This window comes from Rufibacter tibetensis (assembly GCF_001310085.1).
GTDB lineage: Bacteria > Bacteroidota > Bacteroidia > Cytophagales > Hymenobacteraceae > Nibribacter > Nibribacter tibetensis.
In genome coordinates this window covers 3524523-3541047 of record NZ_CP012643.1, presented here as the reverse complement: position 1 = coordinate 3541047, position 16525 = coordinate 3524523, and the positions used below count along the sequence as shown (strand labels likewise).

The following is a 16525-nucleotide window of genomic DNA, read 5'->3' as shown; positions in this document are numbered from 1 at the left end:
GCGTTCCGGTTTTGGGCTACTTTCTATAAAAGCAGCTTAAAACCGGAACGCCCCTCTTGCGCCTGCCTACTTAGTGCGCAGGTTATTCGCGTTGCTGCCGTCCAACTCAGTGGTGTCTTCTTCGTCTTTGGCGGCTATGTTTCCTTCTGCAAAACGGCCTTCGTGCTCATGGTCCAGGTGGTCTGCCTCTATGGCTTCCAACCGGCTTCCGCCCAAATCTGGTTTGCCTTCAGGGTAGTCTTTATAGGCACCTTTCACGGGTTTGGGGTTCTCATCTGGCAAGCGTTTGCTCTCGTCAGCATTGGTGATGTCGTCGTTCTCAATGGGCATAGGATTGTTCTCTAACGTTGAAGAAGCCTCTGCGGCTCCTATATAGGTTGTACGCACCCCAAAGAAAATGTTTGTTATGCTAACATGAAGAAGCCCGTTTTGGAGCTGTTTCTGCAAAACAGCTCCAAAACGGGCTTCTGAAAATAGGCGGCATCAAGCGGACTAGTTCTCGCTGAAGGGCTCCATTTTAATCTTTTCAATAAGGAGGTATTTCTTAAACTCATGTAGCATGCGGGCCATTTCCTTGTCCTGCTCTTCCATCTGCATTTTCTCTGTATCTGCTGAGTTGATAGCCGACCGAAGTTGCTCCAAACTCACAGCCATGTGGTCACGGGCTTCCTGCGCCCGTTCTTTCAACTCGCCTTCAATTTCCTGTGATGCAATGTTGGCATCCAGCTCCTGCAGGCACAGCTCCAGAAAAGGGATCATGTCCCAAGGGTTATTGGGCCGGTTCCAGGTAAACTCAATGTTGCAGCGGCGGCACTTGTACCGGTTAGATTTCCACCCCAGTTCATTAGTGGCCACACTGGTCTTTTTGATCATGTCTGCCTTGCTGCAGGTAGGGCACTGGGCATGGTCTTCAATGATCCCCTTCAAGGTTTCATGCTTTTCCAGCACCTGTTGTCTGAAATCGGCGTGGTTATAGATTTTCTGGGTGAGACGCTCACAGGCGGCGTTAAGTTCTTCGTGTTCCTGGGTCAGGGTTCCTTCGGCAGCCAACCGCTCCCCGCGCTTCTTGAAAAAGGTAATGAGCTTGATGACTTCCCGCTCATTTTCCGTGATATTCTGCTTCATGTTGTGTCTGCTGAATTAATTACACCAAAGATACGAAAAACCAGTTGCACCCCGGCAGCCTCAGCACTTCACACTTGCCAACAGGTAAGCCAGTAACCAGGGGTATCTTTCATTAAAGGAGATAATAAGTTAGAAGTACCGAATGCACAGGGAGTTACATGCAACACTCCTTTCACTGGAAAATGCTAGGCATAAAAAAACCTCTTCTCCCAAAAGGAAGAAGAGGTTATAAAAAGAAGGGGCAGGCGGCACAAGATGTCATTAGCGTCTGTAGCATATCCCCCAATAAGCACCAGAACTTTTGACGCTTCTGCAAGCAGAAGTGTTCCGCCGCCCCTTTATGTCTTCTGTTTTATAAGCAACAAACTGTCTTTGTTGTTTTAACTGTGTCAAAGGTAACAGGTTATTTTCTTCCTGCTACTAGTATTCGGTGAGTCTGCCACTTTTCCAGTTGAAATATTTCGATTACCCGGTGAATGAGATTACCCTTTGTTTTCAAACGAGTTGAAAGAGTAAAATCCTTCTTCAAAAGAGGGCCTCAACCCTCAATTCTTTTACAATATAGTAAAGATTCTATACAAAACCACACCTTGATTCTGAATCCTAGACAATACTTTGAATGTTAATGTTTCTAAAATGTACCTACATACATTTTTTACAACCTAATTTTGTACTTAGCCATTCGCAACAAGCTTTACCAATACCAAAACATGTAAGACTACATGATTATTCCTTTATCATAACTTGAAAAAGCAGAAGCAAAAAAAAAGAGAGTTTATTCAGGAAATCCAATCGTTTATTTCTCTCTTTTTGCCCCTTTCTCCATACCATCTTTACTGGTGGCACTCCTTCATCCTTTCCCTTGTGTTGGCCTTTCCAATGAACAGGTCTTTACTCATATACCTCAGATTTTGTTCAGTTTTTTTCCACCACCTGAACCTAATGTCATTTTTAATACCTGCCACTTACTTTATGATCTCCGAGCACGTAGATCTTCTACAACTGAACCTGAATACAATATATAATAATTTATATGTTTCAATATCCTAGCTTAGGTCTCAGAACAAATAATATATTGTACAATACAGGTACTGCAGTTTAAATATTCCCCAAAAGTGGACTAACTGCCCTGTTTTGAAAAACCTCACTAGTACTTCACCGTAAAAATTCTATATAGATCAATTAAGACATTCCTAAGAATCAATCCATCACCATCCCCTTTACCCCTACCGTTAAACTAACCAACCTATGAAAACATTTACTCTTTCTTTTTGCTTGTTCCTGGGTTTAGCTTTCACGTCTACTGCCCAGGTAGCACCTAAAAACGAAGCCGTAGACAAGGCCACCGTTTCCATTAGCCGCATGATGGTTGAAGAGATGGGGCTTAACGAAGCAGAATACATCCAGGTGCGCAATCTTAACCAGGAGCGTTTAGCCAAAGCGGCTGAGGCAACCCGTCAGTTTTCTGGTGATGCCCCACAACTGGAAGCTTCTTTGCGCGACATTGAAGAAGATTTTGAAAACAAACTTTTCAAGATCCTGACCAACCGTCAACTGGAAGCTTATGCTGAATTCAAAACCAAGCCAGAAGCCAACTTCTTATCTTTGGTGCAACAGGTAACCCCAAGCACTAACACTAAAAAGAAAAGAAACTAAGTTTATCTCTTATAAAACAGGAAGAGGGCCTCAACTGGCCCTCTTCCTGTTTTAGGGGTATTTTCATGAAATACAGGGAAAAGCATCTGTCTTTGTTTTAAATTTCTATAAAGTCAGTCTGATTCAGAAGCAATCCTTATTCTACTTGTTTGCAGAAACCAGTTTGATAATTTTCAGCTTCCAGGAGAAGCAGGTGTATACAACCACTTTCCACTAATTCCCCAAACTGCTTTCTGAATTTATAAAGGTTTATAGCCTGATTTTTTCAAAACCTGCACAAAACGGTAAGGAGATGCCCAGTCATCAATAAATGTGCAGGTAAAAAGCTACCTTTGTTTTATGTCGCACACTGTGATTATTGGCAACGGCATTACCGGCATCACGGCGGCTATTACGCTGCGACGTCAGTCGCCCCAGGAGAAGATCACCATAATTTCTTCTGAAACCCCCTACCCTATTGCCCGCACTGCACTCATGTACGTTTACATGGGCCAACTGCTTCCGCGCCACCTTGATCTGTATGAAAACTGGTTCTGGAAGGAAAACAGGCTAGAGCTTGTTCAGGCCCGGGTTACCGCCATTTCGCCAGAAGACAAAACCCTCACGCTAGACAACGGCTCCCACCTTCCCTATACCCAGCTTTTGCTTTCCACAGGCTCTACGTACCACCGCTTTCACTTACCCGGCTTAGAGGCAGAAGGCGTGCAGGGGCTGTACAGTTGGCAAGACCTGGAACAGATGCAGAAAACCACCAAGGAAGTTACCCAAGCGGTAATTGCCGGAGGAGGTTTGATTGGAGTGGAGATGGCAGAGATGTTGCGAACCCGCGGCATTGGGGTAACCATGCTGGTGCGGGACGCCCATTACTGGGGCAACAACCTTCCGCCCGAAGAAGCAACTATCATTGCCCGCCACCTGCAGGAGCAGGGCGTTCATCTCCAATTACATACAGAACTAGCCGAAGTACTGGCTGATGAAGACGGGCACGTAAGAGCTATTCTCACTTCCACACAGAAGGAAATCCCTTGTCAGTTTGTGGGGTTGGCTGTTGGGGTAAGGCCTGCTATAGAGTTGGCCCAAACCGCTGGACTGGATACAAATATTGGCATTCTAGTCAATGAGCACCTGGAAACCAGCCTCCCTTACATCTATGCAGCAGGAGACTGTGCCCAGTTCAGGAACCCTCCTCCCGGGCAGCCGTCTGTGGAGCAATTATGGTACACCGGCCGCATGCAGGGCGAAACAGTAGGAATGACCTTAAGCGGCAAAAGAACCAGATACGCCCGCGGGGTATGGTATAACTCCGCCAAATTCTTTGAAGTGGAGTACCAAAGCTACGGCCAGGTACCGGCCAGGCACCCTGAGGGAACTTCCTCGTTGTTCTGGCAGCACCCCTCCAAGCACCAGAGTATCCGTATCTATTTCCAGGAGGAGACCACCAAAGTCACCGGGTTTAATCTTTTAAATACCCGTTTCAGGCAGGAGGTTTGCGAAAAATGGATCAAGGAAAATGCTACCTTAGAGACCGTAATTCCCCATTTGGGCCAGGCGGCTTTTGATGCTGAATTCCACCGGTTACCGCTCAAAGAGCTTTCTCTCGTATATACCCAATATCGTGAACAACGTATCCTTTCTTAACCAGGAAGATACGGCAAAACAGTAACCTATGGAATGGTTTAAAATATATAACCCCAAAGCAATGAATTCTTTCCAGTTCATTGCGGTCACCGGCATTATCATGTCTGCGCTGGCGCATCTTTTGCTGCACCTGTGGGGCAAAGAGATTGCCTCTTTCAATTACCTGTACCTCTGCTGGAGCGTTTTGTTTGTGTTTGGATCTATCCAGAACCTGCGGCACAACCCCGAGGAAGACGATCACCATCACCACCATCATCATTAGGAAGGAACAAGGCAATATCCTGGGGTGAGCACTCCATTTCAAACATATCTCTTCCTTCCCCTGTTTCAATCACTGTCTACCACTCACCCAAGCCCACAATTCACCGTGAAAGATTATTCCCTTGCCCTTGGTCATTCTGAAGACCCCACGCTTACCCTAGGTGAACGGCTATCTATGCTGCTGGTGGTGGTTGGGGTGATTGTGGGATTGATCCCGATGGCTGTTCCGGCGGCTGGACTTATAGCGGTAAGTGTAGGAGTAAGTATGCTGACGGCCGGAAGCCTGTGGTACTTCTACCTGCGCTTCCTGCGGAGGCCACACCTGGCCAATACCGGCGTCTGGCTCCAGAAGCAGACCTCGCGTGGGTGGACTGCCTGGCTGGTGGCTATTTTATTGACAGGCTTCTATGTACTCCTGTACTGGTTTCCGTGGGTGCTGGAAGGGTTGATCAGGCCATTTGACGGACTTAGCGGCTGGATGCGGAACAAGCCCGCCGACCACTGGTTTCTGTACGGCGCCTTCTACACGTTTGCCGTCCTGCTAATGGGTGTGCGGGCGCTAGTCAAGTACCGCCATAGCCGTTACCAGATCATCCGGACCATCTCCGTGATGTTTTTTCAGTTGGTGTTCGCGTTTATCCTGCCTCACCTCATGGTGCTGTTTCAAGGACCTGAGTTTTACTTCAGTTATTTCTGGCCCCTCAAATACGAGTACCTGTTTCCTGGCACCGTCGCTAATTTGCTCAAGCAACCCATTGGCACGGGTGTATTTCTGGTGTTCTGGAGTGCCACCTTGTCCTTTGTAGCCACCCCTATTCTTACTTATTTCTATGGGAAGCGCTGGTATTGCAGTTGGGTTTGTGGCTGCGGCGGCCTGGCCGAAACTGCAGGTGACCCTTATCGCCACCTGGCAGACCGTTCCCGGAAAGCCTGGCGAATAGAAGTAGCGGTGGTGTATCCCATCTTTGGGGCTATTATTCTGCTTACTATTCTGCTGTGGGTTAACAGTTACCTGAAAGGCGATCTTCTGGGCCAGTTCTCCGGAGGGTTTGCGCAGTGGTACGGTTTCTTCATAGGCTCTATTTTTGCGGGGGTGATAGGGGTTGGTTTCTACCCGCTATTGGGTAACCGGGTATGGTGTAGGTTTGGGTGCCCTATGGCCGCTTACCTGGGGCTGCTGCAGAAACATTTTTCCCGCTTCCGGATTACCACCAACGGCGGACAATGTATTTCTTGCGGTAACTGCTCTACGTACTGCGAAATGGGCATTGACGTGCGGCATTATGCCCAGCAAGGGCAACCCATAATTAGAGCAGCTTGTGTGGGTTGTGGCATGTGTGCCACCGTTTGCCCCAGAGGTGTACTTAAACTGGAGAATGGTCCGCGCGAAGGCCGCTACAATGCCAGTCAACTGATTCACCCAGACAACCTGCGCATCTTATCTTAAGCTTGTTTCCTGCTTTGAGCTTGTTTTCAGAAAAAGAAGCACAAACAGAAGAGAAGCAGTTGTTCTTTCCTTGTGCATCTGCGTCATCCCGGCTATCTTACTGGTTTAAACCTTATGCCCAATGACCAGAGAAGAAGCAACTCAGATCTTACAACAATACACCAAAAGCGAAAGTCTTTTACGCCATGCCCGCACCGTGGAACTGGTCATGCGCGCCTATGCCCAGAAACTGAACCAAGACCCAGAACTTTGGGGCAATACTGGCCTGCTCCATGATGCCGACTATGAAGCCTACCCAGACCGCCACCCTAATGTAGTAGTAGAACTGCTGCGTGAACGTGGCGAAGAAGAAATGGCCCACGCCATCTCAGGGCACTACAGCCACTGGGGCGTACCCCATGACAGCTTACTAGACAAAGCCCTGCTGGGCTGCGATGAAATAACCGGCTTTGTAGTCGCCTGTGCCCAGGTACGGCCGCAACGCTTGTCTGGCTTAGAAGCCAAGTCTGTCCTGAAGAAACTAAAACAAGCCAGCTTTGCCGCCTCGGTGGACCGCAACGAAGTACGTTTAGGGGCCGAATTACTGGAAGTAGACCTAGCCGCACACATAGACTTTATCATTCAAGTGCTTCAACCCCACGCAGAGGAACTGCAATTGACTCCTATTTCCTCGGAAGCTTCTTGAATGTATATGACTCCTACGCACATAGTTCAGATAACTGTAGGTGCTCCGTATATTTAGTAGTTGTGAGGCATTCAAGTTATGATAATTGGGTATATTTTATGGGGACCAGATAACGGTTCCGAAATGTTCAGTGACCTCGACACGCTTACGGAAGCGAAAAAGTGTTCCGATTGCGGCTTTCGGGTGGATTACAGGGAAACGAACAATCTGTTTAGAATCAAGAGAAAAGTATATGACTTCTCCTTTACCTATGATTCCATTGCAATTTCGTCCCTTAAGTTCAAGGAGTTTTGCAATAGAAACAACTACGGCAACATCAGATTTATGGAGTTGGAAAGAAGCAGTGGGTTCTACCAATTCATCCTTCAAAACAGCACGATACCCTTCACTGCCCGAGAGGTAGCGGACCTTTGCGGCTCGTGCGGACAGCATGAGATAGTTGTAGGCCCTCATGTTGACTTGGGCCAACTGGAAACCCCCTTGGAAGACGGCTTTTATCAATCCAACATTTTGTATGGTGGTAGGGGGAGACTACATGACCGCCCTTTAACGCCCGTTATTGTAGTTGCGCCCGATACAAAGGAGAAAATTCAGAAAGTAGGATTTAAGAATATGGTTTTTGAAGCCATAGTAAAAAAGAACGACCTCACAACAACACCTATAGCGCATTAAAACGTGCCATAGCCTAGTACGTTGTTATCTTAATTCCTATTCAAATCAAGAAGACAACTAACGCTGTTGAAAGCATAAGGGGTTATTCATTTCCAGAGCATTAAGACAGCCATTTCAAGACAAACCCCATTTATTGCCTACTTTCGTGACGTAGATTGCTGTAAGGAGACATTCAAAACCAAATACCCTCGTAAGCAGGCGCCCTTAGGTGAACCTCGCTCCCAAGTATATGACGTTTTTACAAGTAGCTGGAATTCACAAGCAGGGCGAAAAAGAGGCCGTTCTCACAGACATCAGCTTTACCCAGCAGGAGTTTCAGAAGATAGCCATTGCCGGGGAAACAGGCTCGGGCAAGAGTACGTTGCTCAAGATCATAGCCGGGTTAATTCAACTAGATGCGGGCACCCTGACGTTCGAGGGCGAACGGGTAAAAGGCCCCGCTGAGAAGTTAGTTGCAGGGCACCCGGGCATTGCGTACCTCTCGCAGCAGTATGAGTTACCAGAGTTTTTGCGGGTAGAACAGGTCTTGCGCTACGCCAACTCCCTCACGCAGGAAGAAGCCGATGAACTGTATAACGTCTGCAAAATAGGCCACCTGCTTACCCGCAGAACCGACCAGCTTTCGGGTGGCGAACGCCAACGCATTGCCCTGGCCCGCCTGCTCCTTACTTCTCCTAAACTGCTGTTGCTGGATGAACCCTTCTCTAACCTGGACACCGGCCACAAGAGCCTCCTGAAAACCATCATCCAGGACATTAGCGATAACCTGGAAATCACCTGCCTCTTGATTTCCCATGACCCGCTTGACAGTCTTTCCTGGGCAGATGAAATACTGGTCATGCAAAACGGGAAAGTTCTTCAACAAGGCTCCCCGGAAGATATCTACCAGAAGCCTGTCAATGAGTACGTGGCTGGATTGTTCGGGAAATACAATCTGCTTTCATCAACCCAAGCCAGTATTTTCTTTGATACCTTAGAGGTAAGTACTAACGAAAAAAAGGTGCTGGTACGCCCAGAGAGTTTTGAACTGGGAACTGACAGCAGTAGTGCGGTAGCTGGAAAAGCACACCGGGTGACATTCTTCGGGAGTCATTATGAACTGGAGGTATTTTTACCCCAGGGAACCATCACCGTTAGAACCGCCCTCCCCCACTTCAGGAAGGATGACACTGTTTTCCTTTCCCTTTCTCCTGAAAAGGTGTGGTTTATTTAAAAGCCAGATCGTGTTCACAAAAGCTAAAGCAGATACTTAAAAGCCGTTCTGTGCCTAGTTTCAATAAAACAGGCACAGAACGGCTTCAGCCATTAAACGAACACTTGAGGGTCTCTATACAACAGCTACTTTAAAAGGAGTAATCTCCACCTTCTCCCATACTTTCTGTAACAAGTAAGGCTCCTGAGCAAACCACTGTTGTATTTCTTCTTCGTTATCAAACTCCACCACCATCGTGGAACCCTTCATTTTTTCTTCGGGGCTTAGCATTGCGCCTCCCAAAATAAAGTTACCATTGGCTTTCAACTTTTTCACCATATCTAAGTGGTAGGGCCGGGCAGCCATGCGGCGGTCCAGGGCTTGGTCATCGGTATAATCCAGGGCAGTAATAAGAAATTGTGGCACGATCTGTAGATTTTAGTTTTGAATTGGAAGGTACAGAAAATTGCGGCACCTTGTTTCAAACGAGCTTGAAAGCACGGGTACACCCTACACCTTTGCTTTCAATTTGAAGCTTCTTTTGCAAAAGGGGCTTTAAACGAACGCTTTATATTACTTTTTAAATTATTTTAAAATTTAACAGAGAAGGTTGGCTTATCTATTTTCATTTGCAGATATTAGCTTTTGCTACCAACCTCCCTCTGTGTATGAAAAAGATAACCCTTCTTCTCCTCTTTTGCCTGTGGCTGTGCGCGTGGCACACCTCGGTGGCTCAATCGTTCAGGTTTGCGTTTGTCACTGACACCCACATTGGCTCTCCTAACGGCGTGGCCGAAGAAGACCTGGAGCGTACCATCGCTGATATCAACAGCCAGGAAGGCATTGACTTTGTGCTGCTCACCGGAGACATCACCGAAATGGGTACTGATGCCGAACTGAAAAAAGCCAAAGAGATCATCAGCAAGCTGAAGGTGCCTTACTACATAGTGCCCGGCAACCATGATACGGGCTGGTCTGAATCGGGTGGAGTAAGTTTCATCAGGGAGTTTGGGTATGACAAATTCGTGTTTGAGCACAAAGGCCTGAAGTTTATTGGGTGTGCCTCTGGCCCCTATGTGCGCATGTCAGACGGCCATATTCCGCGTGACGCCACGGTTTGGTTAGACAGTGTTTTGGCCAAAACACCCAAAAATCAGCCCATTGTGTTTGTGAACCACTACCCGCTGGACAACGGCCTGGACAACTGGTATGACGCCATTGACCGCCTGAAGCAATACAACACGCAATTCTCCATCTGCGGGCACGGTCACCAAAACCGGGTTGCTGATTCTGAAGGCCTGCAAGCTACCATGGGGCGTTCTAACCTCAGGGCCAAAGATGAAGTGGGTGGCTATAACCTGGTAGAGATGCGGCAAGATTCGGCGCTGTTTTCAGAGCGGAATCCGGGAGTAGGCACCAAACCCGTGTGGCGCAGAATCGCGTTAGGCAACCGCTCTTACGCTGACGGTAAAACTTACCCACGTCCATCCTTTGCCATCAATGACCAGTATGCCTCTACCAAAAAAGCCTGGAGCTACCACTCAGATGCAAATGTGATCTCTACTCCGGTGAACAGCCATGGGCTGGTGATCTTCGGGAACAGCGTGGGCAAGGTAGAAGCTTTGAAGGAAAAAGACGGCACTAGGGCTTGGGAATTTAAGACAGGCGGTGGCATTTTCTCGTCCCCTGCCGTTTTCAAGGACAAAGTTATTTTTGGCTCAGGTGACGGGCACATTTACGCCTTGAAAGCCAAAACTGGCAAACTTGCCTGGAAAACAAAAACCGGCGCTTCGGTACTCGGATCACCGTTGATAGAGAAAGGCATTGTGTACATTGGCGGCAGTGACGGGAAGTTCAGAGCCCTGGAAGCAGCCACCGGAAAACAGGTATGGGAATTTGCCGGTCTGGACGGAGCCGTAGTAAGCACCCCTTTGTCATATGAAGGTAAAATCATCTTTGGTGCCTGGGACCGACACCTGTATGCCTTAAACCAGAAAGACGGAACACTGGCCTGGAAGTGGAACAATGGCTCACCCAACCGCATGTTCTCTCCTGCCATGGTTATCCCGGTAGCGCATGATGGTGTGGTCTACATTGTGGCGCCAGACCGGTTCATCACCGCCTTGGATAGCAACACCGGCCAAGCTTTGTGGCGCAGCAAAGAAGCTACCGTGCGTGAGTCCATCGGGATGTCCAAAGACAAAAAGCTGGTGTACGGCAAAACCATGCAGGACGAAGTAGTGGCTTTTGAAACCAATAAAGCTGCTCCTAAACTGGCCTGGCGCCTAAATGCCGGTTTTGGGTACGAACATGTGCCGTCTATGCTCATTGAAAAAGACGGAGCGGTGTTCTTCGGGACCAAGAGCGGCGTGGTGTACAGCATCAATCCCCTAACGCATAAAGTAAACTGGGCCCACAAGATTGACAACTCCATGGTAAACACCGTTAACGTGCTGCCCAAACGCAGGGTAATTGCCGCCACTATGGACGGCAAAGTAGAAATGCTGACCTACTAAGCCAGAAGTCTGTGGCTCTTTTGAGCCTGTTTTCTCAAAACACCGACTAGAAAAGGAATTTGTGAACCTGCCCCTCCAGCTTGTGGAGGGGCTTTTTATTTCTATCACTACCCTCCTGAAGATCTAATACGGCCCTCCGCTTGGAGTTGAAAAGTATATAAACCCCATTGGTAAACTGTTTTTCTGAAGCGGCATACTTGCTTGCTTTTCTATTGCGTATACGTACTTTCGCGAACCATTAAAAGATAAGGCATGACCAACAACGATATCATGAAGAAACTGCGCGTGGCGCTTCAGCTCCGGGACGATGACATCATCGATATCCTGAAGCTGGTGGATTTTAACGTTACCAAAAGTGAATTGGGAGCTATTTTCCGGAAAGAAGATCACGCCAACTACAAACCCTGCGGCGACCAACTCCTGCGTAATTTCCTGAATGGCTTGGTCATTCACATGCGCGGCACCCCTGAAGAAAAGAAACCAGCCACTCCTGCTGCCCCAGCCAGAAAGCCCATGTCGTACCCTCCCCGTAAAAAATAAGATTCTTTAACATTTCAGAAGCCGTTTTGGGGCTGTCTATATAAGACAGCCCAAAACGGCTTTCTAGGTCTATAGGCTTTCTAACAGTGATGCCGCATTTTCTTGTAGCCAATTAAGAGAAATCAAAAGGCTTTCTTTAGCAGCTAATTTAGAAGCTAAAGAATTCAGAAAACAGCTCGCCAAGACACACTCATTTCTGTTTGCTAACAGTGCGATTGGCGGCATACTTATCCTACTTACTCTTCTTCAGAAGTACCCCAGCATATCCACAAGTATACCCTTGTAGATATGCTATTTTTAAGATATATTCATCTAAACAAATCCCCTCTCATATCCTAAATTCTATGCTATGAAACTACCTCTACTACTAGTAGCCTTGCTGGCGATATCCTTTTCCGGTTTTGGTCAAATAAAGTTGTTAACCCCAGACAGTCCTGTAGAGATAAAAATCACCAGCCTCATCTTCCTGCATACTCAAAAAGGAATGCCTTTGCAGCAGGGGCAGACTGTGAATCAAGGAGACCCTGTTGCCCAGTTTGCGCCTCAGCCAACCAAGCGTTCTGATAAATTCGAGAAACAATTAAGAGAATCCATCCAACTTTATAATAAAAAGTCTTTTGCCCAAGCCGCCGAGGTGCTCAAGAAGGCAGTAACCCAGGAACCTGAAAACCCATTCTTGTTAGAAGCCTATGCCCGCGCCCTGTACCAGATAGACGAACGGAAACCAGACAGCTACCAGGTCTACAAGAAATTAGTTTCGTAACTAGATGCCCAAAGCACCTCTCCCGCTGAACTAGTGGTGGATACCTGGTTTATGGAAGCTTACTGGAAATTAGGCACCCTGCACATGGACAACGGCAACTGGAAAGCCGCCATGCTGGAAATTGGTAAATTCATGCTGATGGCCAGTAACATGAAAAACGAACCTGCCTATGAACAAGCCCTTTCTTACCTGACGGAGTGTGCCTTTGAAATGAAAGACAAAACACTTTGTGAGCATTTCGGAAAAAGAACCTTGGCCGTAAACCCCAAGAATGACTACGTACTGGACTACCTCGCTAACCTGGATAGCTTGTAACTATTCATTGTCATTAACTCTTGGCGAAAGCCTCAGCCCTATGCTGAGGCTTTGTTTTAAGGCTATTTTCTGGAAATGCCTCTAAAAACTCCCACCCTATTTTATTTTCCTACCTGCTTTCCTACAGAGGGAATCACAAACTAATTCAACAATAACTTAAAAATAAGTTGTATAACTAAAAATTAAGTTATACGTTTAGTAAAGAAATCAACCACCTCCCTATGAAAGAGTTAACCAAAGCCGAAGAACAGGTCATGCAGATCTTGTGGAGCTTGGGGAAAGGGTTTGTGAAAGATGTGATTGAGCAGTTTCCAGAACCTAAACCCATTTACAACTCCGTTTCCACCATCATCAGGATACTGGAGAAGAAAGGTTTCGTGGGCTACACGGCCTACGGGAAAACGCACGAGTATTATCCGCTTATCCAGAAGAGCGAGTACCAGCGATTCTTCCTGAAGAACTTTGTCAGCGGGTATTTTGGTGGTTCTTTCAAGCGCATGGTTTCATTCTTCGCAAAGGAGGAAGAACTGGACGTGAAAGAACTGGAAGAACTGGTAAACTATGTAAAAACCCAAACCCCAAAAAACGACGATGAATCATAGCCTTGTACCTTACCTTGTAGAGTCTTCGGTTTGCCTGCTGGCCTTCTACCTGTTGTACTTGCTTTTGCTGCGCAACGAGGGGTGCTTCCGTTATAACCGCTTCTATTTACTGGGCGCAACATTGATTTCTTTGCTGCTTGCTATCCTAGAATTGCCCTCTTCTCAGGAAGTAGCTTCCATCCCAGCCTTTATGCCTTCCTTCACTCCTTTTGTGGTAAACGTACCTGTGGAAGGAGAACCAGCAACAGTTACTTCTGGCTTGGACTGGAAGACGGCTCTTTTGCTACTTTATGGCATTGGGGTAGGTGTATTTGCCTCCCGTTTTGTGCGGCAGTTATACCACCTGCACCTGTTTACCCGCAAGCATAAAAAGCAGGCTGAGAAGGTGCAGGACTTAACCATTATCCCTACCCAAGGAGAATGGCCTACTTTCTCTTTCTTCAGGTACATCTTTTGGGACAATTCTCAATCACTAACGCCAGAGGAACAGGAACGCATCTTGCAGCATGAACGGGTGCACGTGCAACAAGGTCATAGTTATGACCTGATGTATCTGGAGGTACTTACCATTATTTTCTGGTTCAATCCCCTCCTCTACTTTTACCGGAAAGCCCTTATGGCTACCCACGAATTCCTGGCCGATGCGCACGTTATCCAAACCCAGGATAAAGCTGCTTATGGTTTGCTGCTAGCCAAACAAGTTTTACAGAAGAACAACTTTGCTTTAGGTCATTACTTCAATAAATCACTCACTTTAAAACGTCTCAAAATGATTCACGAACCCAAAAGTAGCACCTCAAAAGTGAAACAAGTCCTGGCTTTCCCACTGCTGGGTTTGCTGGCTCTTTCCCTCTCCTCCAATCAAATGTTGGTGCAGGAAAATTCTGCTCCTGCTTCCACAGCTGCGGTTACCTCCACCTCCTTTCAAGAACCTCAATTTCCAGGTGGAACGCCTGCTATGATGAAGTATCTAGCAGATAAGTTAAGAATACCAGAAAGTGCCCAAAAGAACAATGAATATGGCGGAGTGTTTGTGCAAGTCACCATTGCAAAAGACGGCACACCTGGCGATTTCAAAGTACTACAGGCCCGGCATGCTTCTTTAGAGCAAGAAGTGCTACGGGTGGTGAAGTTGATGCCTACCTGGGAAGCAAGCGGCGCTACCTCATCGGTCACCTATATCACTCCATTCTCCATCATTATAGACGGTTTTAAAAATGACAAGAACGTCATCAAACAAGAATTTGAGCAAGACTTAGCAAAGGTTTCGGCACAGGTTCAGGATAAGACTATTAAAATCGCTCCTCCAATTTTCGTAACTGGTTATGGTCCTGTAGAATAAACAAAACAGTACTTACCTCCTGTTACAAGGAGCAAAAACTAGAAAAGCGCTGGATTCATCTCTGGCGCTTTTTTTAATGTTTGCAGCTATCTGCTTAGTAGGTAGAAAAGCAGTAGCACCTTAAATTTTTACAAAGGTCAGGAGTTTGCCGAGGGAAGATGATGACCGGGGTCAGTTTTGCAGTAAATGATGTCAAAAGGAGAAGGTGGCTGACAGAAATGTGTAAGTGGCATGGAAGTAACTTCCACTCCTTCTAAAGTTTTAAAAGAAGGCAAGATCAGTAAGCACCGTTACAGTCTTAGTTACCGTAATCTGTACTATCATGTTTGGATTACAGGATATACCAAAATTTGTGCTAGCATTTTTCCTGGTGCTCCCGATAATTTCGTTTATCCACGAGGCAGGCCATGTTTTTTTTGCCTGGCTCATGGGTGGTAAGAATATCAGGATTACCGTTGGCACCGGAAAGGTACTTTTTCGTTTGGGCATGCTGGAGGTGCGCAAATACTATTTCTGGTACGGCCTCTGCTCTTTTGATAACCTCAAACGCTCGCACCGCTTCGCTAACATCCTCATCTTTTCGGGAGGGGTGCTTTTTAACGCGATCACAACCATACTGGTAATGTACTTAGTAGAGGCAGGCACGGTAGTGGCGGGTATGCTCACCTACCAGTTTACCTATTTCTCTATGTATTACATCTTCTTTGCGCTGTTGCCTATGCCTTACCCAGATGGCACCTACAGTGATGGTAAAGTGATTCTGGATCTGATAAGAAATAAGCCGCACATAGCCGATACTATTTACAGGATTACCTGGAATGAGGAGAAGAGACATTGGCAGGTGCTTGACTCCAGCAAAAAGGTACTAGAAACTTCAAGAGACGAGGATACCGCTATTGCCCGAGCGCACCAATTAGCACAAAACACTCGCCCGAGCCGTGTGCTTCAAACGAAGGCGGGTGAAGAGATTGAGGTCTGCAACTATCCCAGAGTGCCTTTATAGGTTAGTTGGCTGTATTATAAGCTGATTATTAACAACATTGCCCATCCCATACTGCTCAAAAGAAATTTCAACATATCCGCTTATCAGGTGATGCGTACATAAAGAGACTACACCTATCCCACTTCTATGATTGCAGCTATTGTTGGATTTTTGGTTATGCTTAATCCTTTTGCACTCTTTCTGTACCTGAAACCGATCATGAGCGATTTGTCTGATGACGATTTCAGAGCAGTATTTATCAAAGCGAGCGGCATTTCCTTTGGCATCTTTCTTGGCTTCCTGCTGCTGGGCGACCTCGTGTTCAAAGAAGTGTTCCGCATTAACTTTGAGTCATTCCGGATATTTGGTGGCATTGTGCTCTTCTCCTTTGCCTATATCTTAATTGTGCAGGGCAAAAAAGGATTTATTCAGATAAAAGGAGACCTCCATGATTTGGCCTCGGAAATTGCCCTTCCTTTTATGGTGGGCGCAGGTACCATTTCGCTGACAGTACTCATGTCTGAGCAGTTGGTGCTATGGCAAGGCGTACTATCGCTAATCATCATTATGCTGATCAACTTTGTCATTGTCATGGGCATGAAAAGCATACGCAGTGCCATGCGCTCGCCAAAGCTGCAAATCGCTTTTGATAAAAACATGGAACTCCTGCTGCGCATCAATGGCTTCTTTCTGGGAGCCATAGGAGTTGACATGGTGGTGACAGGAATAAGCAATCTGGTCTCAACAGGCGTGGTGTAACAGAGCCTCGTTTCTCTGCTAATACGCATT

At 46.8% G+C, this 16525-nt stretch carries 18 protein-coding genes; 15 read left to right on the top strand and 3 right to left on the bottom strand.

The genetic code is table 11. The annotated features are described in order from the left end of the window. Nucleotides 1-66: 66 nt before the first annotated feature. Entirely contained in the window at nt 67-387 is a 321-nt protein-coding gene (locus DC20_RS14465) for a hypothetical protein (RefSeq protein ID WP_245652217.1), read from the bottom strand. Nucleotides 388-492: 105 nt separating this feature from the next. Then, complete coding sequence (locus tag DC20_RS14460; protein WP_062544485.1) at nt 493-1125, bottom strand: hypothetical protein; 633 nt, start codon at nt 1123-1125, stop codon at nt 493-495. A gap of 1248 nt (nt 1126-2373) precedes the next feature. Here DC20_RS14460 and DC20_RS14455 point away from each other — a divergent pair. The 7 genes from DC20_RS14455 (at nt 2374) to DC20_RS14425 (ending at nt 8697) form a co-directional block, all read left to right on the top strand. Further along, on the top strand, nt 2374-2781 hold the full coding sequence (locus DC20_RS14455) for a hypothetical protein (protein WP_157593168.1): 408 nt from the start codon (nt 2374-2376) through the stop codon (nt 2779-2781). 339 nt (nt 2782-3120) lie between these two features. After that, nucleotides 3121-4419 (top strand): NAD(P)/FAD-dependent oxidoreductase, encoded by a 1299-nt coding sequence (locus DC20_RS14450; protein ID WP_062544483.1) that lies wholly within the window; start codon nt 3121-3123, stop codon nt 4417-4419. Between the two features lie 61 nt (nt 4420-4480). Further along, entirely contained in the window at nt 4481-4681 is a 201-nt protein-coding gene (locus DC20_RS14445; RefSeq protein WP_245652216.1) for a hypothetical protein, read from the top strand. Nucleotides 4682-4786: 105 nt separating this feature from the next. Then, a complete protein-coding gene (locus tag DC20_RS14440; protein ID WP_245652215.1) occupies nt 4787-6127 on the top strand; it encodes a 4Fe-4S binding protein in 1341 nt (446 codons plus the stop codon). Nucleotides 6128-6248: 121 nt separating this feature from the next. Beyond that, nucleotides 6249-6812, top strand: coding sequence for an HD domain-containing protein (locus tag DC20_RS14435; RefSeq protein WP_062544480.1), 564 nt, complete (start codon nt 6249-6251; stop codon nt 6810-6812). 78 nt (nt 6813-6890) lie between these two features. Next, nucleotides 6891-7484 carry a hypothetical protein gene (locus DC20_RS14430; protein ID WP_062544479.1) on the top strand — a complete coding sequence of 198 codons (594 nt, stop codon included), beginning with the start codon at nt 6891-6893 and terminating at the stop codon, nt 7482-7484. 229 nt (nt 7485-7713) lie between these two features. Continuing rightward, a complete protein-coding gene (locus tag DC20_RS14425; RefSeq protein ID WP_062544478.1) occupies nt 7714-8697 on the top strand; it encodes an ABC transporter ATP-binding protein in 984 nt (327 codons plus the stop codon). Between the two features lie 114 nt (nt 8698-8811). Here the strand turns inward: DC20_RS14425 and DC20_RS14420 are convergent, their stop codons facing one another. After that, nucleotides 8812-9102 carry a YciI family protein gene (locus DC20_RS14420; RefSeq protein WP_062544477.1) on the bottom strand — a complete coding sequence of 97 codons (291 nt, stop codon included), beginning with the start codon at nt 9100-9102 and terminating at the stop codon, nt 8812-8814. A gap of 242 nt (nt 9103-9344) precedes the next feature. Between DC20_RS14420 and DC20_RS14415 the strand changes: the two genes are divergently transcribed. The 8 genes from DC20_RS14415 to DC20_RS14380 all read left to right on the top strand — a co-directional run bounded on the left by DC20_RS14415 (nt 9345) and on the right by DC20_RS14380 (nt 16495). Next, entirely contained in the window at nt 9345-11192 is a 1848-nt protein-coding gene (locus tag DC20_RS14415) for an outer membrane protein assembly factor BamB family protein (RefSeq protein ID WP_062544476.1), read from the top strand. Between the two features lie 252 nt (nt 11193-11444). Next, nucleotides 11445-11732, top strand: coding sequence for a DUF1456 family protein (locus DC20_RS14410; RefSeq protein WP_062544475.1), 288 nt, complete (start codon nt 11445-11447; stop codon nt 11730-11732). 349 nt (nt 11733-12081) lie between these two features. Continuing rightward, nucleotides 12082-12495 carry a hypothetical protein gene (locus tag DC20_RS14405; RefSeq protein ID WP_157593167.1) on the top strand — a complete coding sequence of 138 codons (414 nt, stop codon included), beginning with the start codon at nt 12082-12084 and terminating at the stop codon, nt 12493-12495. A 33-nt stretch (nt 12496-12528) separates the two neighbouring features. Next, a complete protein-coding gene (locus tag DC20_RS14400; protein ID WP_169788188.1) occupies nt 12529-12810 on the top strand; it encodes a hypothetical protein in 282 nt (93 codons plus the stop codon). A gap of 221 nt (nt 12811-13031) precedes the next feature. After that, nucleotides 13032-13412, top strand: coding sequence for a BlaI/MecI/CopY family transcriptional regulator (locus DC20_RS14395; protein WP_062544472.1), 381 nt, complete (start codon nt 13032-13034; stop codon nt 13410-13412). Next, nucleotides 13402-14754: a M56 family metallopeptidase gene (locus DC20_RS14390; RefSeq protein WP_062544471.1), complete on the top strand. Its 1353-nt coding sequence runs from the start codon at nt 13402-13404 to the stop codon at nt 14752-14754. Before DC20_RS14395 ends, DC20_RS14390 begins: the two co-directional genes overlap by 11 nt. A gap of 322 nt (nt 14755-15076) precedes the next feature. Continuing rightward, entirely contained in the window at nt 15077-15757 is a 681-nt protein-coding gene (locus DC20_RS14385; RefSeq protein ID WP_062544470.1) for a site-2 protease family protein, read from the top strand. Nucleotides 15758-15883: 126 nt separating this feature from the next. Next, nucleotides 15884-16495, top strand: a complete 612-nt coding sequence (locus DC20_RS14380) for a MarC family protein (RefSeq protein WP_071885470.1) — start codon at nt 15884-15886, stop codon at nt 16493-16495. Nucleotides 16496-16525 lie beyond the last annotated feature (30 nt).